Here is a 22,475-nt window from a genome sequence, read left to right as displayed (position 1 = left end):
TACAGACGGCTTGATCGACGCTCACCGCGAGCGGTATCTCGTCTACCCTTCGCGCCGCGACATGAGCGCTCGCGGGCGCGCGTTCGCCGGGCACCTTTTCGCCGGGAACCCTTTTCGCCGCGCTCGAAACGCAATAGACCGCTATTTCGTTTCCTCGATTTTGGCTTGCACCGTGTCGCTCGGGTACTTGTATTGACCGTAGCGAATCATCAGCACACCCAGCGCGATCAGCACGATCGCACCCGCGGACGCGAGCAGATGCAACTCGCTGTTCATGCCGGCGCGCAGGATCAGATCGCGCGCAATCGACACCATGGCGATATAGAGCGGGAAGCGCACCGGCAACTGACCGGCTTTCAAATACTGGCCGACCATCGCGAATACTTCCAGATAGAGGAACATCAGCAGCAAGTCGGTAAGCGACACGCCGTCGGAATTCACCATTCTCCAGATCAAATGCACCATGGCGGCCACGGTGCCGATACCGATGATGAAAAGACCGAATAGTTCGGCCAGCTCCATCGCGCGCTCGAGGCGGCCCTTGATCGCCTTTTGCAAGGCGCTCTCGTATTTCATTTCCTCGAATCCTTTAAATGAAAAAGCAGATTGAGGCATCGTAACGCGAGATCGTGAAGATAAGAAATTGCCGATTGCGTGTACACTGCGCAGCAATCGCGCCGCTGGAAATGATCGACCAGACTTTCTGGTCATCCGGCTCACGCAATCGACGCACGCAATCGACGCAAACAATCGACTCACGCATTCCGCCGCCATGACCCCACTGCTCGACGCACAGTCTCTTCTCGAACTCGCACGCGCGGCCGAAGAACACATCGTGCCCGAATGCGCGTGTACGAAAGCGTCGCTCGAAGGCTGGCAGTCGCAACCGCTTTCGCTCGACGAAACGCGGCTCGTGACCGTGGGCACGCTCAGGAACGCCGACGATCCCGAGCCCGCCTATAGCGAATATTTACCAGAAGGCACGACTTACTGGTCGCCCGAGGCACCCGTGGCGCCGCGCTTCTTTCCGTATAACCGCTGCGACGTGTGGCAATGCACGGCGTGCAATCGGCTTTATTTACGTTATACGGAAGGCGGCGGCTATTTCGTGGACCGCCGCATTCGCGCACTGCATTCGCGCCTGATTGCCGACACTGGCGAGCAAGGCCACGAACACGTCGCGCCAGACGTTTTGCGAAGCGCGCGATAAGACGCTTTAAAGCGCGGCTTACCGTGCCGCTTTAAAGCGCTTTATTCCGTCTTGTTCTTCAAATGGGCCAGCATGGCGTCGCCAATGGGCATCTCGCCGCGCGCCACCAGCGCTTCGCCCGCGCCGCGAATGTCGCGCGCCTCCTTGTTCTGCCCGAGCTTGCTTTTGCCGACCAGCCGCGTGATCTCGATCTCGATGCCCACGATCGCCTTGAGCATCGCGTCGAGATACTCCTGTGGCGCGTCGCCCATTTTCCACGGCTGCGGCAGCGCGGCTTCGTGCGTGCGCGTTAGACGCCCCACCACGCCGCGCACGTAGCGTTCGTCGTCGCGTATGGCGATACGCCCGTGCGCATGCACGACGATGTAATTCCACGTGGGCACCTGCTTGTGCGCCTCGTGCTTGCTCGGGTACCAGTTCGGCGAAATATACGCGTCGCCAGCGCGAAAAATCACCAGCACGTCGTCGCCGTTCGCCACTTCTTGCCAGACCGGATTCGCGCGCGCCACGTGCGCGCGCAGCACGCCGTGCTCGCCTTCGTCAGCCGCGAGTTCGAACGGAATATGATTGGCGTCGAGTCCGCTCTCGCCATGCGTGACGAGCGTGCCGAACGGGTGTTGCGCGATCTGCGCGTGCAGGACTTCTTTGCGCGGTTCGTCGAAATGGGCAGGTACGTACATGAACGGTCCACGAACGATAGGGGCGAAACCGCTATTCTGGCGCGAAACGCGGCGAAACCCTAGAGCCAGCCGCGCGCAATTTCATGAGGCCACCCATGCACAAGCGGCGCCCGCAAGCGCCGCGCTTATTGCCAGTTTATTGCCCGCTTATTGCCCGTTTCATGCGCCCTTATCGCTTGCTTATCGCTTGCTTATCGCTCGCTTATTGCTGCCTTATCGCCGCTTTATCGTGCTTTTACCGCGGCTTTACTGCGACCTTAATCGCGGCCTTAAACGCGCTTAGCGCGTCTTCATCTTCCACGCAACGAGCACGGAAATCAGGCACCCGATCGCAAGATATCCCGCCACCGGATACCACGAACCGCCCGCCAGATTCACGAGACCCACGGCGATAAACGGCGTGAAGCCGCCGCCCACCACGCTCGCGATCTGATAACCGACGCCCGCGCCGCTATAGCGGTACTCGGTGCCGAAGAGTTGCGTGAACATCGGCTGCTGCACGCTCACGCACATGTCGTGCGCAACGTTGGCGAGCATCACGGCAAATATCACGATCCATACCGTCGAACGCGCGTCGAGCGCGAGAAAGAACGGCACCGCCGACAACATGCCGATGATCGCGCCGGTCATGTACACGCGGCGGCGGCCGAAGCGGTCGGCGGCCAGCGCGAAAAGCGGGATCGTCACGATGCTCACCGCGCCTACCAGCAAGCCCACGCTCAGAAAGAAGCGGCTCGACATGCCGAGATTCGTCGTCGAATAACTGAGCGCGAAAGCCGTGACGATATACATCGTGAACAATTCGGCAAGACGCAGCGCGATGATCAGCAGAAATGCCTTGGGATTCTGGCGCAGCGCTTCGAAAATCGGCAGACGTACCTTGTGTTTCGACTTCTCGACCTTTTCGACGAACTCTTGCGACTCGCCCATGCTCGAACGCACCCAAAGGCCGATGCCCACCAGCACGACGCTGAACACGAACGGCACGCGCCAGCCCCACGCCCTGAATGCCGCGTTATCGAGCGTCGAAGTCAGAATCGAAACCAGTCCGGTGGCGAGAATCAGGCCCACGCCATAACCCACCTGCACGCCGCTGCTGTAAAACGCCTTCTTTTTCTCGGGCGCGCTTTCCACCGCCATGAGCGCCGCGCCGCCCCACTCGCCGCCCACGGCAAAACCTTGAATGGCGCGCAGCAGCACGAGCAGTACCGGCGCCCACCAGCCAATGACGGCAAACGTGGGCAACAAGCCGATCAACGCCGTGGAAAGGCCCATCATCATGACCGTGAGCACGAGCATGCGTTTGCGCCCGAGCCGGTCGCCGTAATGGCCGAAGATAAAACCGCCCAGCGGACGAAACAGAAAGCCCACGCCGAAGGTGGCGAATGCGGCCAGCGTGCCCATGGCGGGGCTGACCTTGGGAAAGAACTCCGTATTAAAAATTAGCGCCGCCACAATGCCGTAAAGCAGAAAGTCGTACCAGTCGACCACGGCGCCGACGAAACTGCCGATTGCGGCTTTGCGCGCGCGGCTTTTTTCGGCGCCTGTATAAACCGCGGATTCGGCCGGCGAATCGGTCGTCGAATCGGCCGTCGAATCAGTGGGCGAATCGGCGCGGGAGTCCGTGGGACGGAGTGCGAAGGGCATGGCGTGTCTCGAAGATTGTTTTAATCGGAATGACGAAAAAACGGCAAAGCTCGACCAGGCGAACGGTGCGGCAAGCCCGGGCGTCGCGCATGGCGCCTGCAACGCGCGATCGCACGCCCGACCCCGCGCTTGTCGACGCGAAGCGTGGCGAGAAGGAAAGTCCATTCAAGGTGTAAGCCAGTCGAAGGCCATCGTGAAGCGCCAGGAGAAACGCGAATCATACTGGCATCGCCCGATTGCGGCACGTTTTCGAGCGGCCGGCTCATGACTGCATACCGGCAGCGAGTCGATCGCTGGCTCGCGCCGGAACGGCACGCCGCGCGGCGCTCGCGGCTTCGGCTTCGGCTTAGTGAAATTCGGGGCCACGTTCAGCACGCATAGCCGATGAGCGAGGCGTCGGCGGAAAGGCGTTGCAGCGCGTGCTCGCGACGCGATAGAAACCGCGTCCGCGCTGCCGGAGCGGATTGAAGCCGGGCGTTTAAAGCAGGAAGCGCAGTGCTTCCAGTCCGCCGAGAAAAGAGATTGCGCCGATAATCAGCACGCCGAGCGCCACGTAAGCGCCGCTGTCGCGAGGCGCGGCGCGCACGACATAGACGCGCGTGCGGCGGGCAGGACGGGGATAAGCGGCCGCATTGCGCGGCACGGTTGCGTAGGCAGACTTGCGGACGTGCGGCGTTCCCTTCACGATGTGCGGACCCATGACCCTGCTCCTGCATTGCGACTTGAGAGAGGGTTTCAGGATAAAAACGCCGCGCCGCGCGCTCTATCGAAGGAATTCGAATCGCGAAGCGGCGCGTTCGGAAACGTCGGGGCAAGCGCCGCGCAAATAATAAGGATGGCGAAATAATATCGGCGGGAAAACGGCACGCATTACGCGCGCCACCCTCGCCGCCCTCGCCGCATCTTGCAGGCTTCAGTGTTCCGTGCTCGCGCGCGCGGCGGCGGGACACGCGGCGTCGGTGCCCCAATGTCCGTCACAAACGCGCCAGCGGCAAAGCTGTTCCTCGAAGAAGCCGCGTTGGCCGCACGCTTTGACCTGCTGCGCCAGCGAGGCGCTCGCCGCCGCCGCTTTCACGGGGCGCGGCCCGGGCTTGCCTTCGGACGGCTTCGTGCGCGCCACGAGCACGGCGAGCAGGTCGGCGTCCGGGTCGTCCTTCGTTCCGGCGCGATGCGTATCGTGTTGCTTCGCCTGCGCAACGGCCGTGGCGTTCGAGGCGCGATGCGCTTTCTTCGCCTCGCCCTTGTCGTTCCTGGCTTCGCTTTTGGTTTGCCGGCGCGGCTCGACCTTCGCATCGGCATGGTTGCGACCGGCCGATGCCGATGCCGACGGAGATACGCCAGCGGACTCCGCCGCCGAGGCGTTCGCGTCCTTCGCGCCGTCGGCGAGCGCGCGCGACAGGCGGCTGTCGTCCGCAGGGGCCAAAGCCGCCGCGCCGGGCTTCCGCGCGTCGTCCGCGTCGTCCGCGTCGTCCGCGTCGTCGCCAGCAACGATCGTCGCCGTTTGCGGCGGCGCGGAAACGGCGGCCGGAGCGGCGGGCACGCTCGCGGACGCCGCGGCAGCGGATCTGGCCGTGGCGCCGCCGGCGGCCAACTGCGTGCCGCCCGCGCCGCGCCCAAACCCGTGCCACGCGCCGAAACCGCCCACCGCGATCAGGCAGAGCGCGGCGAGCGCGGCCGCCTTGTGCGAACGCCCTTTCGCGCGCGGCGGCGCGGCGGGCGGCACCACGCGCCCTTCGAGGTTCGCGAGGATGCGCGAACCGTTAGCGGGCGCAGCGGCTGCCTTGCCCGCCGCGGGAGCGGGCGCATCGCCTAGCAGGCTCGGTGCGGATTTGGGAGTCGGGGTATCCGGCGCACTCATTCATTGTCTCATTTCGATTCGTGCTCATTGAATCGCATTGAATTCACCGTAATAATACGGAGCGGTCCGTCTTAAGGCAGGCCTGATTCTAAAATCAAGCATTACAAAAAACAATTACCTACGTCGCGAGTTTCCATTTGTTTGTCATTGCACTCGTCGCCTGGTTCGCCATTGCCGTCTCGCTAGCGGCGCTATTGCTGCTTCCCGCCGTGCGTGCGACGGTATTCAGCGCGCTATTCGATTGGCATAACGGCGTCATGCGCCGCGCTTCATCAAGCGCCACGCATGCGCGCAGTCATTTTTTTAAATCGGCAAAAATTTCTCAATCGAAATTTGCCGATATGAAAAATATACTGATTAAGCGGCGCTTGCTGATTTTCATTACCGCATGTATTCTTGCGACGCCTCCGTTGATTGCCATTACGCTGCGCGGGCATCAGTTATTTCAATACGATGACACGGCTCGCGTGCCGGACGAAAAAATCGCCGCATTGCTCAACGGCGAGCAGCTCGTTCCGCCGCCGCCATTGCCGCCGGAGGTGTTTGCCACAAGGGAAGTGGAGCAGATCCGGCCTGCGCTGCGGGACGCGAGCCGCGACTGGAATCTGCTCGATGCCGATTTCCGCACGCGCTTGCTGCTCGTCTACAAAATCATGCGCGAGCAATATGGCTATGAAATGGCTTTACTCGAAGGTTATCGAAGCCCGGAAAGGCAAAATCGGCTTGCGCAAATGGGCGGCAGCGTGACCAATGCCGCGGCGTTCCAAAGCTATCACCAATACGGACTCGCCGCGGATAACGCATTTTTGCGCGACGGCAAGCTCGTCATTTCAGAAAAAGATCCCTGGGCAATGCGCGGCTATCAGCTATACGGTCAAGTGGCCGAGCAGGTTGGGCTTACATGGGGCGGTAGATGGAAATTGATGGATCTGGGTCACGTCGAATATCACAAACCCGGTTTCGTCCTCGGGCGCGCGCCAACCAATGTCAAATGAGGCGCGGCAGAAAATAAAGGGGGTTATATGGGGCGTTCATTTGTTCTGCTTGGCGACAAGACCGATCATGGCGGCACCGTCATTACCGCTTCGGGGAATATGCAAACCGGCGGCCGCCATATTGCGTGCGTCGGCGACAAGGTGAAATGCCCGCGCCACGACGACGACGAAACCATCGTGTCCGGCGACGCCTCCCTGCTGATCGACGGCAAGCCCGTGGCCCGTCACGGCGACAAGACCTCGTGCGGCGCGACGCTGATCGCTTCGCAGTCGGCCACGCTCGTCGGCTAGTCATGCGCCTGTCACGCCGCCCCGGCCGCGCCGGCCGGGTTCGCATCGCCGTGCGCACGCCCGCGTGCCGCGCGCCGCGCGCGCAAGGCGGCTGAATCATGGCGCGCGCGCTCCTCAAACGGACCCTGCCCGGCTTCGCCGTGTTCGTGCTCGTCTGGGTCGCGGTGTTCGTCTGGTGGCACGAAACAAGGCGGCTGCCCACGCCGCGCGACATCGTAGGCGATCTGTTCGCGCTGCCCGCCGGGTTGATCGTCGCGTACGCGCTCGTGCAACGCGCGATCGACGGCATCCGCACGGCCGCCGCGCCGCTGCCCCGAAGCCAGGCGCAAAAGGCCGCGCCAGCAACGATGCCGCACGCCAACGCCAGCGCCAACGCCGACATCGCCGCCCCCACCGCGCCCGCGCGCCTGCAACGCGCGAGCGTGATGCATGCCACGCTGCGCGCGGCGCCCGCCAGCGACGCCGTCTCGCTGCTGGCCGCATTGAGCGCGGGCGCGCGCGCGCCGCTCGATGCGAATCTCGTCGATAACGCAGGCTTTCCCGTGTGCGCCGCGCGCGTCGCGAGCGTCGACGACGCGCGCCTCGACGCATTGCGCGCCGCGTGGCCGGCCAGCGGCGCCGCCGCCACGCCCGACGACGACGCGCAGCGCGCGATCGCCCTGCTCGAGGACACCGTGATCGACGCGCTCGAACCCATCGCCGCCGCGCTGCCCGCGCATCGCCGCGCGAGCGTTTGGCTCGACGCCATCGTGCCGCACGACTGGAACGCCGCGCTCGACGCGTCGCTCGCGCAATATCTGCAACATCGCGCCGCCGCGCTGTATCCGCGTATCCAGCTCCATGCCGCGACCGTGCGCGACGCGCGGCCCGCCGCCGCGTTCGTGCAACTCGATCTCGCGATCACGGCGCTCGACCACGCGCAGCGCGACGCCCAAGCCGCGCGCTGGCACGTGGTTGCGGCCGCGCACAGCGCGCTGAGCGAAGCCGCCGTCGAACGCGCCGATGCCGAAGGCCGCCTCTTCACCTCCGCGCGCCAGCAGGGCGCCGTCGCGGGCGAAGCCGCCGCCGCGCTCGTGCTGCGCGGCATCGGCCCGTTCACGAATTCCGCCGGCGATGAAAGCGACGACAGCGACAAGAGCGAAGCCGACGCCTCTCCCGCGCCGCTCGCGCAGATCACCTGCTCCACCGCCGGTTCGCACGCGCAGCACGCGCTCGACGCCTGCCTCGGGCCCGCGCTCGCGAATGCGCAAACCGAAGCCGCGGCCGTGGGCACGTTGATCGCCGACGGCGGCGCGCAGTCCGCGCGCGCCGTGGAACTCGCGCGCTTCGCGGGCGCGCATTTCCCGTCGCTCGAACCGCTCGCCGACACGTTCGCGCCCGACGCGGCCTGCGGCGCGAACGGCGCGGCCGGCACGCTGCTCGCCGTCGCGCTCGCCGCGCAGCGCGTGAAAGACACCCAACGCGCGGTGTTCGTAGCCACGCTCGCGCACGCGCACGAACGCGCAGCGCTCGTCGTCGCGCCGCCCGATGCGGCACGCGCGCAAGCCGCGGCATCCGCCGACACCACGCCAAGCACACCCAGCATCAGGACTTGACCCGCATATGCGACGCCTTCTCAACGTGTTGACCCACACGCGCACGCTTTCCGCCATCGGCGTGATCGCGCTCGCCGCCGTGCTGTTCATCGCCGCCGACTCCTTGCAGATCGGGCTCGTCTGGGCCGCTGCCGCGCTCGGCGCGCTGCTCGCGCTCTGGCTTGCCGTGTGGCTCGTGCGCCGCGCGCGCGTACACCGCGCGAACCGCAAGCTCGGCGAGATGCTCGAACAGCAGGCGCAAGTCGAAACCGCCACGGCCGCGCCCGCGAAGCAGGCGGAGATCGACGTGCTGCGCACGCGCCTCGTCGAAGCGGTCAAGACCATCAAGACGTCGAAGATCGGCCAGCTTTCGGGCGGCTCCGCGCTGTACGAACTGCCGTGGTACATCGTGATCGGCAATCCGGCGGCCGGCAAAAGCAGCGCCGTGCTCAATTCGGGCCTGCAATTCCCGTTCGCCGAAAAGCACGAAGCCGTCGTGCACGGCATCGGCGGCACGCGCAACTGCGACTGGTTCTTCACGACCGAAGGCATCTTGCTCGACACGGCGGGCCGCTATTCGGTACACGAGGAAGACCGCAGCGAATGGCTCGGCTTTCTCGGCCTGCTCAAGCGCTTTCGCCCGAAAGCGCCCATCAACGGCATCATCGTGACGGCGAGCATTGCCGAACTCACCGGCAATCGCCCCGAATTCGCCATCAATCTCGCGAAGAACCTGCGCCAGCGCGTGCAGGAACTCACCGAGAAGCTGGAAGTGTTCGCGCCGGTCTACGTGATGTTCACGAAGGCCGACCTGATTACCGGCTTCACCGAATTTTTCAGCGGCAGCGAGCGCCAGGAATACGACCGCGTGTGGGGCGCGACGCTGCCCTACGAACCCGACGAAAAGCGCGACGTGGTGGCGCTGTTCGACGAGCGCTTCGAGGAGCTTTACGAGGGCCTGAAAGAGATCAGCATCGCGCAGATGTCGATCAGCCGGGGCCATCGCCTTTCGCCGGGGCAACTGAGCTTTCCGCTCGAATTCTCGACGATCAAGCCCGCGCTGCGCGCGTTTCTCGCCACGCTGTTCGAGACCAATCCGTTCCAGTACAAGCCGATCTTTCGCGGCTTCTATTTCACGAGCGCGTTGCAGGAAGGCGAAACCAGCAGCGCCGCCGCGCAGCGCATCGCCAATCGCTTCGCGCTCGCGGCGGAGAACTTGCCGAAGCCGCACAGCGCGTTCTCGAAGAACGGCTTCTTCCTGCGCGATCTCTTTTCGAAGGTGATTTTCGCCGACCGCCAGACGGTCAGGCAGTTCGCGAGCCCCGCCAAAACACGCCTGCGCTACGCGACCTTCTTCGGCTTCGTCGCCGTGCTCGCGCTCGCGCTGGGCGGCTGGGCGTGGTCCGCCATCGGCAACCAGCAGCTCGTGGCAAACGTGCAGGCCGATCTCGACCACATCCAGCGCCTCCAGCAGAACCGCAACGACCTGCAATCGCGCCTCCAGGCGATGGACATCCTGGAGGACCGCATCGAGCAGCTCGAACAGTTCCGCCGCAGCCGCCCGCTCGCGGTTTCGCTGGGCCTGTATCAAGGCGATCGCCTCGAAGCGCATCTGCTTCAGGAGTATTACGGCGGCGTGCGGCAAATCATGCTCACGCCGGTCTCGCAGAACCTGGCGTCGTTCCTGAAGGAAGTCGATGCGCATCCCGACCAGCTCGCGCCGCTCTCGCACGCGCCGGAGTCGGGCGCGGTGCCGGTTTCGGCGCACGCGGCCATGTCGAACGCGAGCCAGGGCGGCCTCTATAGCGACGCCTCGCCCACGAGCGTGGAAGACGCCTACAACGCGCTCAAGACCTACCTCATGCTCTCCGACAAGCGCCACGTGGAAACCGCGCACCTGACCGATCAGATCGCGCGCTTCTGGCGCGGCTGGCTCGAAACGAATCGCGGCAACCTGCCTCGCGGCGAGATGATCAAGAGCGCCGAACGCATGATCACGTTCTACCTCTCGCGCGTGAACGACGACGACTGGCCGATGATCGACGAGAACCTCGCGCTCGTCGACCAGACGCGCGAGAACCTGCGGCACGTGGTGCGCGGCATGCCGGCGCGCCAGCGCGTGTACGAAGAGATCAAGGCGCGCGCCTCCACGCGCTTCGCGCCCATGACGGTCGCGCGCATCGTCGGCGATTCGAACACGGCGCTGGTCGCGGGCAGCTACGCGATTCCCGGCACCTTCACGCGCGAGGCGTGGTTCCAGTACGTGCAGCCCGCGATCCGCGACGCCGCGACCCGGGAATTGCAGGCGAAGGACTGGGTGCTCAACACGTCGGCGCAGGACGATCTCACGCTCGAAGGCAGCCCCGAGCAGATCCAGAAGGCGCTGGTGGCGATGTACAAGACCGAGTACGCGCAGAACTGGCAGAAGTTCATGCAAGGCATTGCCGTGCAGGATTTCGGCACCTTCGGGCAGGCCGTCGATGCGATGAACCGCCTTGGCGACCCGCAGGATTCGCCGCTCCGCAAGATTCTCGAAACCGCCTACGAGCAAACTTCGTGGGACAACCCCTCGCTGGCGAACGCGGGCCTCAAGCGCGCGGAAAGCGGCGTGACGGGCTGGTTCAAGCAGTGGTTCTCGCGCGCGTCGAACAGCGTCACGCGCGGCAACGCGGGCGACCTCGCGGCCAACGTCGACATCGACGGCAACCCGGTCGAACTGCCGACCGGCCCGATCGGCCAGGCGTTCGCGGGCCTCGGCCGCATGGTCGTGACGCACGACAACGGCTCGCTGCTCGCCGGCTACATGGACTCGCTCTCGAAGGTGCGCACGCGCCTGAACACGATCCGGAACCAGGGCGATCCGGGACCGGGCGCGCGCCAGCTCATGCAGCAGACGCTCGACGGCAACGGCTCCGAGCTTGCCGATTCGCTCAAGTTCGTCGACGAACAGATGCTCACGGGACTCACCGATGCGCAGAAAAAGGCGCTGCGCCCGCTGCTCGTGCGCCCGCTCATGCAGGCCTATGCCGTGGTGATCCAGCCCGCCAGCGTGGAAGTCAACAAGGTGTGGAACGCGCAGGTGTATCAGCCGTTCCAGGCGTCGCTTGCGAACAAGTACCCGTTCTCGGGCAACGCGAAGGTCGAAGCGGGCGCGAGCGAAATCGGCCAGATGTTCGGTCCGGACGGCGCGATCTCGAAGTTCGTCGGCGCCACGCTCGGGCCGCTCGCGGTGCGCCGCGGCGACACGCTCACGGCCCGCACCTGGGGCGACATGGGTCTCGCACTCACGCCGGACTTCACGAACGGCTTCGCGCGCTGGGTCGCGCCGCTCGCGGGCGGCGCGGCGGGCGCGGGTGCGGGCGGCGCAAGCGAGCCGCAGACCGTGTTCCAGATCCTGCCGCAGCCGGCGAGCGGCACGACCGAGTACACCATCGCCATCGACGGCCAGCAGATGCGCTACCGCAACACGCCGCCGCAGTGGAACAACTTCGTCTGGCCGAATCCGTCGGGCTCGCCGGGCGCGACGCTCTCGGCCACCACGTTCGACGGCCGCACGATCCAGCTCGTCAACGAGCCGGGCCGCTACGGTCTGGAAAAGCTCATCAATTCGGCGCAGCGCACGCGCCACCCCGACGGCACCTTCGACCTCACGTGGACGCAGGGCAACGTGACGGTGACGGTGAGCATGCGCATCGTCAGCACTTCGCAGCCGACGGCTTCCAGCGGCGACGCGCCGCAGCAGCAAGGTTTGCGCGGCGTGCAGTTGCCCTCGTCGATCGCGAGCCTCGGCTCGCCGAACGCCGCGGGCGCCGCTGCCGCCGCCGGCACCGCGCCGGCCGCCGCGCAACCGGCTCTCGCCGCGGCGCCCACGCCCCAACAAGGAGGAGACGCGCAATGACGCAGTCCGTTCAGGCGCAGATCGCGTATTTCGGCAAGATTCCGTCGCGCGGCGACTTCGTCAAGAGTGCGCACCATCCGCAACTGCTGCACACGCTCGACCGCTGGATTGCCGAGGCGATGGAACTGCTCGCCGACGACCCGCGCTGGAAGATCGTCTACGAGGAAGCGCAGCCGATGCACTTCGCGTTTCTCGGCTCGCAAAGCAAGCTCGCGATCGCGGGGCACATGGTGGCGAGCCACGACCAGTCTTCGCGGCGTTTTCCGTTTCTCGCGGCCACGGCGCTCGAAGTCGAGCAGCCGCTCGCGTTTCTCGCGCGCAGCCCGCTCGCGTTCGCGCGGCTCTGGTCGCGCGCGGCCGCGCAGATGCAGCCGCTGCTCGCCGCCGCCGAACCCGCGGGCGCGCTTCATGCACTCGGCGAAACCCACGTGAGCGTGGACGTGGGCGGCGCGGGCAATTCGCACGACGGCACCTTCAACGACTTCATCGAGCACCAGACGCTTTCCGGTCTCGAACAGATGCTGCTGGGCAGCGGCCATCCCGTGCGCCTGCGCGGCGCGATGCTCGCGCTCGGCTCGCTGCTGCGCCCGGTGATGACGAGCGGTTCCTCGCATCTCGAACGCGGCCTCACGCTGCCCTTGCCGACCGATCCGTTCTATCGCAGCCTCGTGGCCGCGTTCTGGCTCGAACTGATCGCGCCGTTCGTTTCGAAGGCCGATTTCGAACTGGCCATCTTCATCGGCACGATCGCGCAGCGCGAGCGGCTCGTCGTCGGGTTCAACGGCGCTTCGGCGAAAACGCTGCACAGCGTGGTCGATCCGCAAACCTACGCCGCCCACAACATCGACATCGACGACCCCGAGTGGGTCGACGACCATGCACAGAGCGACCATGGCATCAGCAAACTCGTCAGCTACCTCGACCAGCCGCAACTGTCGCTGCGGCAAGCCATCGACACCTTTCTCGAAGCGTTCGTCGGAGAGGGCAATCATGCGCGGCGAGCGTAAGCGGATGCCGCGCGCGGTTGCGCCGGCGACGGTGCCGCCTGGCGCGACGGCGATTGCGTCGGCGATTGCGTCGGCGAGCGCGTCGGCAGGTGCGTCCGCCGTTGCGTCAGTCGTGGCGGCGGCCGTGCTCGCGTTCGCCAGCGCCGCCTCGCACGCCGACGACGCGAGTCCCGCGCGCGTCACGCCCCTCGGCAACAGCAGCAGCCAGATTCGCACCACGGTGCTGCCCGGCGCGGCCTCGACAGCCTCCACGGCCTCGGCCGCCGCCTCGCGCGTCGCCGCCGCGCCGGCGGCCTCCACGCCCGCGCCCGCCGACGCCGCGCCGGGCCAGGTGGTGGCGGGCGGCAAGGTGCCCGACGAAGCCACGCACGCGGCCGTGCTCGCGCGCCTGCGCGACACCTACGGCGCGGCGAACGTGGTCGATCAGATCGAAGTGGGCGAAGTCTCCACGCCCGCGAACTGGTCCGACAACGTGCAGAAACTGCTCAACGGCGAACTCAAGCAGATTCACAAAGGACAACTGAAGATCGACGGCACGCAGATCGACGTGCGCGGCGAAGTGGGCAACGAAGCCACGCGCCAGCAGATCGCCAGCGACATGGCCAATGCGCTCAATCCCACTTATACGATCCGCAACGGCTTGCGCGTGAGCGCCTCCGAACAAGGTCTGCTCGATCAGACGCTCGCGAATCGCACCATCGAATTCGAAACCGGCAGCGCGACGCTCACGCCGCAAGGCCGCGCGATTCTCGATCAAATGGCGGCGGTGCTGGCGAAAATGAACACGCGCACCGTGGACATCATCGGGCACACGGACAACTCGGGCAATCGCGCCTCGAACATCGCCTTAAGCCAGGCGCGCGCCGACGCGGTGAAGGGTTATCTCGTGACCAAAGGCATTTCGCCGCAACAGATGACGACCACGGGCGTCGGCCCCGACCAGCCGGTTGCCTCGAACGATACGAGCGACGGGCGCGCGCGTAACCGGCGCATCGAGTTTCGGGCGGGGCTTTGACGTGACCGAACGGGCCGCGTGACGCGCGCGGCCCTGTGCGTTGCGGCCCTGTGCGTGTTTCGCGCGTGGCGCGCCTTCCCGCTCAGCGCTTTTTCTTCGGCGTGCCCAAACCCAGCACGCCCGAGAGGAACCACACGCCCAGCGCGAACAGCGGCGCGCCAATCGCCAGAAGAATGACGGCCGCGCCCCAACTCTCCCAGAAGCTGTCGAGTTGCGCGCGCTGCGGATTGGCGGGATCGTAGATCACGTCGACCGTATCGCCCGAATCGAGCGTATTGCCCGACGACGAGGAGCCCTGTACGAAGGTCACGGTCCGGCCGTTCGCCGCCGTAAAGCGAATCACGGCTGAATAAAGATGCGTGCTCGAAAACATGCGCGAGCGCTCCTGTGAGCCAAGCACCTGCCCTTGCGCATGTGCGAACGCGCTCCTGACCTGCCGCTCGTGCAAGAACAAGGCGGCGGCAATGGCGAGCGCGATCGCGCCCATCGCAATGGGTATCGCGCAAATCAACAGATCGCGCCGATGCAGCGCGCCGCGCTTGTTCGCCACGCCGCGAGGCGCATTCAAGGCGCTCGCGTGATCGCCGCGCTTGTCCCGCGTGAATGCGCGCGCAATCGCGCCCGCGCCCGCGAAGGCCGCGCCCAGCACGCCGAGAATCGTGACGGGAAACCAGCGCTCGCTAAAGGTGTCGATCACCACACCGCGCGCAGGATTCGCGGGCCGGTAATAAAGCGCGACCTTTTCGCCGATTGCATAGGCGGGCGGCATCGAAGCCGTGCGGCCCGCGACTTCCACGCGTTCGCCGTTTTCCGCCGTGAACGAAAACACCGGGCGAAAGCTGCGCAAGTCGCCGCTGTCGTTGAGAAAGCGCACTACCGTGCCTTGCGTTTCGCTCATCGCGCGCGTGGACGAAAGCGAAACCGAAGCCCACACGGCAGCAATCGCCAGCAGCACCACGCCGACGGCGAGCAGCGCAAGCGCCGCGTTTCGGATCGACGCGCGCGATTGCGCATTCACGGCGTGTTGAGTGGCGAGCGAGCCTTCGCGCATGCTTTCCCTTGTGTGGCGTTAGTGCATTAGCGGCGTTGCGTGGGCCAACAGCGCGCCATTACTTCGCGAGTGCGGCGTTCTGGTTGATGACGCAACGAAAGCCGAGATCGGCGGAACTGTTGTCGTCGGGCGCGACGCCCTTGCGGTCGATCACGAGACGCACGCGGCTGTCGGTCGCGAAACGCACGCTGCGCAAGGTGCCCGTGGCCGGCCCTTGCGGATCGGCCTTGGGGCTATGCGCGTAATAATTTTCGTCGAACCAGTCGCCGGTCCATTCGCGCCCGCGACCGAATACGTCGGAGACGCCGAGCGCGTTGTCGCCGTACGTGCCCACGGGGCGGCTGATGAGCGGTTCGGGACTCGTGCCCGTTTCCATCTTGACGAGCGTGTCGTCGAGTTGCTGAAGATCGTACTTGCCGTCCGTCACGCTCACCGCGCGGCTCGGAATCACCCACAATTCGCCGCGCGAACGCGCCGCATATTCCCATTGCGCCTCGGTCGGCAAGCCTGCCGGCGCGTCCATGATTTTGCCGAGCCACGTGCAGAAGTCGTGCGACTGCTGCCACGTAATGTGTCCCGCCGGATAGTCGGGAAAGCGGAATTCGAGCTCGTGATTATTCCCGATGGAAATTGGCGGCAAACGATTCGCGCGCGTATAGAGGTCGTAATCGGCATAAGTCACGCGATGCTTCATGATCGAATAACCGTCGAGCGTGACCTCGTGCGCGGGCGCCGCGCCGGCATTGGCCGAATAAGGCAGCTTTTCGCGCGAATGGGCGGGGCCGAAATCGCCCATCAAATAAGAACCGCCTTTCACGAACACCATCTGACTGCGCATTTTCTCGCGAAAGTCGGCCAGTTCTTTTTCGTCGGGCGGCGGCAGCGAACGGAAATGATCCTGGAGAATCTTCACGGTGTCGTCGAACACGGAACCGCGCCCGAAGCGCAGCACGAGTTCCATGTGCTCCCACACGCTTTTCGGCGGCGAAGGCGTGGTGATGGCCTGAATCAAACGGTCCTTGTCGGGCGGCGCATTCAAATCGGAAGTTCCTGCTGCGTGAGCCAGGCCCGCCGCCACCATCGAAGCGCACGCGAGCGCGCCCTTGAGCCGCTTGCCGTGGATTCGCGTCATGCGCGAGCGAGAAAACGAAGGTTTCATCCAGCATAACTCCACTGTCATTTTTTGTCCGCGAACCGGGATCACGCCAACATCGTATCGCCGCTGCCGTCGGTCGTGGTCATTTTAGGATCGAGCCACGCCACATTCGTTCCGCTTTGCATGCCGTACACGGGCGAATCGTTGAAGGCGAATGCGTAACCGGGCGCGGGATCGCTGCGCATGCGGCTTTCGATCATTGCCACCTGCTGCGAACCCACGAAGCTGGCAATGCTGGCGCGCGCCATTTGCGGGTCGGTTTTCACGCCGATCTCGGGCGAAGTGAACTGGTAAATGTTCTGCAATTCGTTGTCGATCTGCGCCGAGGCGAGAATGCGGCTGATGGCGTCGGCCGCGTCCTCGCGCCATTCGTCGAACGTGTTGCCGATCTCCTGGAGCGCATTGATCAAATAGCCTTTCACTTCGGCAAGACCGTTGAGCAGCGAGTCGTGCGCGTTGCGCACGGCATTGATGAATTGCTGCGGCGAAGTCCGGATGAAATCGTCCAGCTCGTTTTTCATCTGTTCGAGTTGCTGGCCTACATAGTGACCGATTTGCTGCCCTTTCGCCACGGCCAGCGTGTACATCGTCGCAAACGTCTTGAAAGCGGACTCCTCGAAATACTTGAGGTTCTTGTCGCCCGCATACGCCACCTGGGTTTTCGCCCACCAGGCGAATTCGCCCATGTTGACGACATCCACCGTGGCTTCCACTTCGCCCTTGAGTCCCACGCCCACGCACACGCCCGCGCGCATCAGGATGCGGAACTTGCCGTCGTAGGTCACGTGAAAGGCGGCCTGCGCGCCGATGCCGGCCTGGCCGCTCCCGCCCGGCTTCACAGCCGCGAACACGGTCCAGTCCTTCTTCTCGGGCCGGCGCCACTGGAACGCGCCTTCGATCGAGCCTTCGGCTTCCACGCCCGCGAACGCCTTGAGGTCGCCGCCCGCATCGGCTTTCACTTCGACTTTGGTCACGTCCATCCTGGGCCGCTGCATTTGCGTGGGATCGTGCGTGGCGTGACTGCCCTTCACTTTTTGCGTCTTGCCGTCGCGGCCCAGCTTGAATTCCACGCCGCCTTCCGCCAGCAGGCTCGCACCGCACGACGCCTCGCCCTTGCAGGTGATGTCGAGGCGAAAGAAACCGAGCGTGGTGTCGGGCGTGGAGCCGTACGTGACGCTGCCGTTCTTCTGCGCGGTGGGCGCGGGAATCCACAATTCAAGCCCCGCATTCCACGGCAAAAAGAATTCGGCCTTGATATTGCCGTTTGCCAGCACGCCGCCGATCTCGCCCTTCGCTTTGGCCGATGCCGCGATTTCACCGCGCAGTTTCAATACGTCGTCGAACGACTTGAACGAGTTCTCCACTTTCGCGCTCGCGCCCGCGCCCGCGAAAAAGCGCAGAATCTGCACGCCGCCCGAGAATTGCGCCATGGCGTCGGGGCTGTCCGGCGACTTGAAATTCGCGCGCTTGTTGAATGCCTCGGCAAATTCGGGCGCCCACTCCTTGCCCCACGGAGGCGTCTTCCATTCGTGCAGCGTGTACTTGTGAAAGGCCTCTTTGAGCTTGTCGTCGATCTGCTCGTGGTCGAGTTCGTATTTGCCGGTCTGCGCGTTCTTCTTGAGAAACGACTTCAATTGCGGCTTATCGGATTCGAGCTTGTAGCGGCGAAAATGATTCGCCACCTTGCTCGAACGCACATAAGTGAAACGCTGACCCGCGTATTGATCCTTGCCCGATTTCGTTTTGCGCAACGGCAGCAATTCCCACACGCCGTCCTTGTTGAAGGCCGGCGTTTCCTCCAGCTTTTCGTGGACTTCCTTCGTGGCCGCTTCTTCTTTCTTGATGGCGGTTTTCAGCGTGGCTTCGAGTTGCGGGCGCAATGCCGTGTTCGACTGCTGCGCGAGATAATTCGCATGCGCCTCGCCGAGTTGCTGGCGCGCTTCCACGAGATTTTCCGCGAGCTTGCTCATGAGCGCGATTTCCTGCGCCACGGCGCTCACCGAATCGGCGGGACACACGAACAATTCCGCCGTGTCCGGATAAAAGAAATACAGCGGCCCCTGTGTGCCTTTCGCGTCGGCCGTGCTGCCTTCCTGCGGATTGGATTGACTCGTCCCCGAGGGCTTTTGCTGGTTCATGACTGATCCCTGCTCGCGCGTATGGTGTTCGTCGGAGGCTTACACGCCGTCGTCTTCATGGAACATGTTGAGGCTCTGCGCTTTCGAGCCGGTAAACACGCGCACGGTTTTTCCTTCCGCGTCCGTGATGCCGCGCGCGAGCACGTCGCCATTGGCGTTTTCGATGCGATACGGCGCGAGCGGCATGACGTTGCCGGTCTTTTCGTCCTTGAGCACGAACTGCTGATCGTTGACGATGCCTTGCGGCAGCGCCTGCGGCTGACCGTCGTAACGCGTCGGCCCGGAGAACGAGTGCTGCGCGCCCTTGATATCCACGGCGCCCGGCGCGTGAATCTGGATATTGCCGCCCGTGAGCCGGATATAGGCGCCGCCCGAGGTCAGCAGAATATCTTTCTGCGCGGTGAGTTGAATCGAGTCGGTCGTCGAAGTCACCTGAATGCCTTTTAACGCAAGCAGATCCACGCCGTCCTGCTGCGCCTGAATCTGCACCTTGCCGCGCGCGGCGATCAGCTTCATGCCGAGCTTGAGCGCAAGCACGCTCACGCGCTCGACCGCATTGAGCACGAAGCCCTTGCCCACGCCGATGTTGACGTCCTTGCCCGCCGACACCGTGGCGTTCTCGCCCGCGTGAACATGCACGCTCGCGGGCGTGGCGATGCCCACGCCCTTGGGCGAAGCGAGCAGCAGCACCGGGTCGCTAAAACCGTTGGCGTTGCCCGTCCCCGCGCCCGATGCGCTGCCGCCCGATGCGCCCGATGCGCCCGATGCGCCGTCTTGAGCGCCTTGCGTCGCGGCGGTGAAGGACTTGAGCGTGTCGTTGGCCTGCATGGCGTCGGCGCCGTGCTGCGCGCCGGTATCGGAAAGCGCGCCCAGCAGTTGTTGCCCCGCCTGAAGCTGCCCGAACGCTTCCTTCACGTCGAGTTGATCGCCGCTCGCGCCCGCGCGCCCGAAAGTGCTGATATACAGGCCCTTTTGCGTGCGGATCGCGCCATAGGCGTCCGACGCGAGTTCGAAGCCCGAGCCGCGAAACGCGCCGCGCGTGTTGTCCTGCTGGCTCACCAGATAGCCGAGATTGAGTTGCGCGGCCGTTTGCGTGCTGTAGAGATGCACGCGATTCTGGCTCGTGGTGTCGTCGAACACGAGTTGATTGAAGCCGCCGCCCTTGTGCTCTTTCGACTTGTAGCCCGAAAGCTGACCGTTGCTATGCCACTGCGGCTGCGCGGCGCCGTTGTACACGCGCCCGGTCACGAGCGGCCGGTCCGGGTCGCCGTCCACATAGGTAATCACCACTTCCTGGCCGATGCGCGGCACGAACACGCCGCCCCAGTTGTCGCCCGCGTTCGGATACGAAACGCGCACCCAGCACGAGGCGTTTTCGTCGCCGTGATTGAGGCGGTCCCAGTGCATATGCACCTTGATGCGATTGAGTTCGTCGGTGTAGATTTCCTCGCCCGACGGACCGACCACGGTGGCGGTCTGCGTCGGCATGACGGGCTTCGCGTGTTCCAGCGGACTGCGAAACGGCACCGTGCGGCGCTGCGCTTCGATCGTCGTCAGAAAGAAACCGGTGCTGCCGTCGCCTTCGTCCACGACGCCATACGGGTCGCTCGTGCCGTATTCCGCGCGCACCGCGCTCACGCGTTGCTGAAGGCTATGCGGAAACGTGACTTTCGAATTCGAAACGGGCAGATTATTTTCGATCACCCATTGCGCCGAAAGCACCGCGAATTGCCGGTTCTGCTCGCTTTCCGAGGACAGCTCCGGATGATCGGCGAGTTCGAACCAACGGCCCGCATCCACGTTGCGAACCGCGCCCACGCCCACATAACGCTTCGCGCGCGATTCGAATTCCTCCATGCGGATTTTCGAAAGCGAGTCGCCGCGCTCCTGTTCCTTATACGCATAAGCGCCGGTGTATTCGTACACTTCGGCCTGCTCCGGCAAATTGCCTTGCTCGGGAACGGCCGGAATTTCCGTGGTCTTTTTCGCGCGCGGCGCCTTGTAGTCGAACGTGCTCGTGGAAACCGTGGAGCTTTGCAGCGTGCGCGTGCCCGACCATTGCACGAACGCATCGGTTTCGCTATTGGTGCCCGCGCGATAGAACGACACCGTTTGCGGCGAGAGCGGCTTGAATGCGTCCAGATTATCGGTAATCACGAGCGTATGCGACTGACCGTCGTCGGCTTGCTCGTAGAAGCCGTACCAGCCTTCGGTTTCCATCAGCCGATGCACGAAATTCCAGTCGCTTTCGTATTGCACGCAGAACGAACGCGGCGCCAACGGCTTGTCGAGTGCAAAGCGGAACGCGCCCTTCGCCTGCGGATGCTCGTTGAACACCTGCGTGACGATGTCGTCGACCGTCGTGTCCTGCCAGATGCGCGCGTCCTTGCGAAAGCGCAGAAAGTGCATCCAGCACGCAAAGCCCAGTTGATAGCTCGTGAGTCCGCCGTCCGAGCCCAGCCGTCGCGCCGTGTGAACGTAGCCATGCACGGGCCGGTACGATTTATCGCCTTGTTGCAGCCACAACGTAACGGGCTGCGCAATGAGTTGCTTGAGTTCGATCGACTCGCTGAGCGAGGCCACGTCCGCGGTAAAATCGTAATCGCGCCCCACCCGGCTTTGCCCCACCACGCGCTGCACCAGCAGCGTGTTGCGGCCGAGCGGCGTGTCGATCTTGAGAAGACGGCCCGTTTGCAGCACGCCCGCGCGCAATTGATCCAACAAGTCCGCTGCCGCCATCTCTATTCGCTCCGTTCTGTCCGGCCTGTGCGCCGATGAAGTTGCCTCGTTCCTTCACGCCAACGATTCCTGCACGCCCGCCCGTCGCTCAAGGTCCTTCCTCGGGTTTCACGCCCAGCATTTCCCGCAGATGCGCAAGCGTGCCGTCGTCTTTCACGACATTCGAAAGCCACTGATGCAGCGGCATTTGCGCCCATTCGGCAGCTTTATCCGCGAGATAGGCCGCGGGGCTGTGCGGCTCGGTGTCGCGAAAGAACGCGGCAACGGCGCGCAGTTGCGCCACGGCTTCGGCGCGCGTTTGAATGCCTGCTTGCGCGCGCACCGGCATACGGATCGTGTCGCTCATACTTTCCTCCACGGGCAGCGGCGTCTTGAAGCTCGGCTCGGCGCGTTCGCGCGACACGCTCGCGGCGGCGCTTTCCGGCATGGCGGCGGCGGGCTGCGCATTCACGTCCACGCCCACGTCGCGCGCGAAACGCTCCGCGAGCCGATAGACGCTTTCGCACGCGTCGCGCGTTTGCCGAAAGCTCGGCGCGTGCTCGCCCGCATGACTGTCGAGCGACGCGTCGAGCGCGGCCAGCGCGGCCTCGAAGGTCTTGAGCTGCGCCAGCAGCGAACGGTAGAACGCTTGAGACGTCGCGCGTCTGGACGCGTCGATCTGTTCGACCGAGGGCTTCCCGCGCGCGATGTCGTCGGCATGATCGGGATCGCGCTTGATGGCCTGCGCCACATGCGTCGCCACTTCCCAGTCGATCGCGCTATACGCCGCGCCCGATTGCGTGAGCGGCACCGAGCGCAGCAATTCCGCCGAGCGTCCCGCCAGCCACGCCACATTGCCAAGCCGGTATTCGACGTCATCGCCTTCCGGCAGCGGATGCACGCGCGCCCAGTAACGTTCCACCAGCCCCGTCAACAGCGCGTAGCCCTGCGTGAGTCCCGGCACGCCTTCCTGAATCGCCAGCGCCTCGGTAAGCCACACGGCAAGGCGCAAATCCTTCGTTCGCGTGCGCAGCAATTCCATGCAGCGCTCGACCACGAACGGCCAGTCGGCTTCCTTGATTTCGGTGATCCACTCGCCCTGATCGAGCGTGGGATCGTCGAAACGGCGGGCATGCTGGATCGCGTCGAATTCCGGCGAAAACAGCAGGTCGTCGCCGCAAGGCGAGGTTTCGTCGATGGGCGCCAGCAGCGCTTCGGAGTCGGTGGACATGGCGTT

At 64.6% G+C, this 22,475-nt stretch carries 17 protein-coding genes; 7 read left to right on the top strand and 10 right to left on the bottom strand.

The window, feature by feature from the left end; all coding sequences use genetic code 11:
- Nucleotides 1–141 precede the first annotated feature (141 nt).
- Complete coding sequence (locus tag U5805_RS16005; RefSeq protein WP_322104460.1) at nt 142–576, bottom strand: phosphate-starvation-inducible PsiE family protein; 435 nt, start codon at nt 574–576, stop codon at nt 142–144.
- Between the two features lie 196 nt (nt 577–772).
- Here U5805_RS16005 and U5805_RS16000 point away from each other — a divergent pair, with 196 nt between their 5' ends.
- Nucleotides 773–1,210 (top strand): hypothetical protein, encoded by a 438-nt coding sequence (locus U5805_RS16000; RefSeq protein WP_322104459.1) that lies wholly within the window; start codon nt 773–775, stop codon nt 1,208–1,210.
- Nucleotides 1,211–1,251: 41 nt separating this feature from the next.
- Here the strand turns inward: U5805_RS16000 and U5805_RS15995 are convergent, their stop codons facing one another.
- From U5805_RS15995 to U5805_RS15980, 4 genes are all read right to left on the bottom strand, one after another.
- The gene (locus U5805_RS15995) at nt 1,252–1,890 is read right to left on the bottom strand and encodes an FMN-binding negative transcriptional regulator (protein ID WP_322104458.1); all 639 of its coding nucleotides are present in this window, start codon (nt 1,888–1,890) and stop codon (nt 1,252–1,254) included.
- A 279-nt stretch (nt 1,891–2,169) separates the two neighbouring features.
- Entirely contained in the window at nt 2,170–3,537 is a 1,368-nt protein-coding gene (gene shiA / locus U5805_RS15990; protein WP_322104457.1) for a shikimate transporter, read from the bottom strand.
- 478 nt (nt 3,538–4,015) lie between these two features.
- Nucleotides 4,016–4,237 (bottom strand): hypothetical protein, encoded by a 222-nt coding sequence (locus tag U5805_RS15985; protein ID WP_322104456.1) that lies wholly within the window; start codon nt 4,235–4,237, stop codon nt 4,016–4,018.
- A gap of 213 nt (nt 4,238–4,450) precedes the next feature.
- The gene (locus U5805_RS15980) at nt 4,451–5,395 is read right to left on the bottom strand and encodes a hypothetical protein (RefSeq protein ID WP_322104455.1); all 945 of its coding nucleotides are present in this window, start codon (nt 5,393–5,395) and stop codon (nt 4,451–4,453) included.
- 137 nt (nt 5,396–5,532) lie between these two features.
- Between U5805_RS15980 and U5805_RS15975 the strand changes: the two genes are divergently transcribed.
- The 6 genes from U5805_RS15975 to U5805_RS15950 all read left to right on the top strand — a co-directional run bounded on the left by U5805_RS15975 (nt 5,533) and on the right by U5805_RS15950 (nt 14,175).
- Nucleotides 5,533–6,390, top strand: coding sequence for a M15 family metallopeptidase (locus U5805_RS15975; protein WP_322104454.1), 858 nt, complete (start codon nt 5,533–5,535; stop codon nt 6,388–6,390).
- Between the two features lie 27 nt (nt 6,391–6,417).
- Complete coding sequence (locus U5805_RS15970; protein WP_322104453.1) at nt 6,418–6,681, top strand: PAAR domain-containing protein; 264 nt, start codon at nt 6,418–6,420, stop codon at nt 6,679–6,681.
- A gap of 98 nt (nt 6,682–6,779) precedes the next feature.
- Nucleotides 6,780–8,276 (top strand): hypothetical protein, encoded by a 1,497-nt coding sequence (locus U5805_RS15965; protein WP_322104452.1) that lies wholly within the window; start codon nt 6,780–6,782, stop codon nt 8,274–8,276.
- A 7-nt stretch (nt 8,277–8,283) separates the two neighbouring features.
- Nucleotides 8,284–12,153, top strand: a complete 3,870-nt coding sequence (gene tssM / locus U5805_RS15960) for a type VI secretion system membrane subunit TssM (protein WP_322104451.1) — start codon at nt 8,284–8,286, stop codon at nt 12,151–12,153.
- Nucleotides 12,150–13,160, top strand: a complete 1,011-nt coding sequence (gene tagF, locus U5805_RS15955; RefSeq protein ID WP_322104450.1) for a type VI secretion system-associated protein TagF — start codon at nt 12,150–12,152, stop codon at nt 13,158–13,160. Before tssM ends, tagF begins: the two co-directional genes overlap by 4 nt.
- Nucleotides 13,144–14,175 (top strand): OmpA family protein, encoded by a 1,032-nt coding sequence (locus U5805_RS15950; RefSeq protein ID WP_322104449.1) that lies wholly within the window; start codon nt 13,144–13,146, stop codon nt 14,173–14,175. Before tagF ends, U5805_RS15950 begins: the two co-directional genes overlap by 17 nt.
- A gap of 82 nt (nt 14,176–14,257) precedes the next feature.
- Here the strand turns inward: U5805_RS15950 and U5805_RS15945 are convergent, their stop codons facing one another.
- From U5805_RS15945 to tssA, 5 genes are all read right to left on the bottom strand, one after another.
- A complete protein-coding gene (locus tag U5805_RS15945; protein WP_322104448.1) occupies nt 14,258–15,226 on the bottom strand; it encodes a DUF3592 domain-containing protein in 969 nt (322 codons plus the stop codon).
- A gap of 58 nt (nt 15,227–15,284) precedes the next feature.
- Nucleotides 15,285–16,358, bottom strand: coding sequence for a formylglycine-generating enzyme family protein (locus U5805_RS15940; RefSeq protein ID WP_322104447.1), 1,074 nt, complete (start codon nt 16,356–16,358; stop codon nt 15,285–15,287).
- A gap of 68 nt (nt 16,359–16,426) precedes the next feature.
- Complete coding sequence (locus U5805_RS15935) at nt 16,427–18,520, bottom strand: hypothetical protein (protein ID WP_322104446.1); 2,094 nt, start codon at nt 18,518–18,520, stop codon at nt 16,427–16,429.
- A gap of 39 nt (nt 18,521–18,559) precedes the next feature.
- A complete protein-coding gene (locus tag U5805_RS15930; RefSeq protein WP_322104445.1) occupies nt 18,560–21,259 on the bottom strand; it encodes a type VI secretion system Vgr family protein in 2,700 nt (899 codons plus the stop codon).
- 88 nt (nt 21,260–21,347) lie between these two features.
- The gene (gene tssA, locus U5805_RS15925; protein WP_322104444.1) at nt 21,348–22,469 is read right to left on the bottom strand and encodes a type VI secretion system protein TssA; all 1,122 of its coding nucleotides are present in this window, start codon (nt 22,467–22,469) and stop codon (nt 21,348–21,350) included.
- Nucleotides 22,470–22,475: the final 6 nt, after the last annotated feature.

Origin of the sequence: Paraburkholderia sp. J41, from assembly GCF_905220235.1 — a bacterium.
GTDB lineage: Bacteria > Pseudomonadota > Gammaproteobacteria > Burkholderiales > Burkholderiaceae > Paraburkholderia.
The sequence above is the reverse complement of the archived record's forward strand: the minus strand, read 5'-3'. Positions and strand labels throughout refer to the sequence as shown.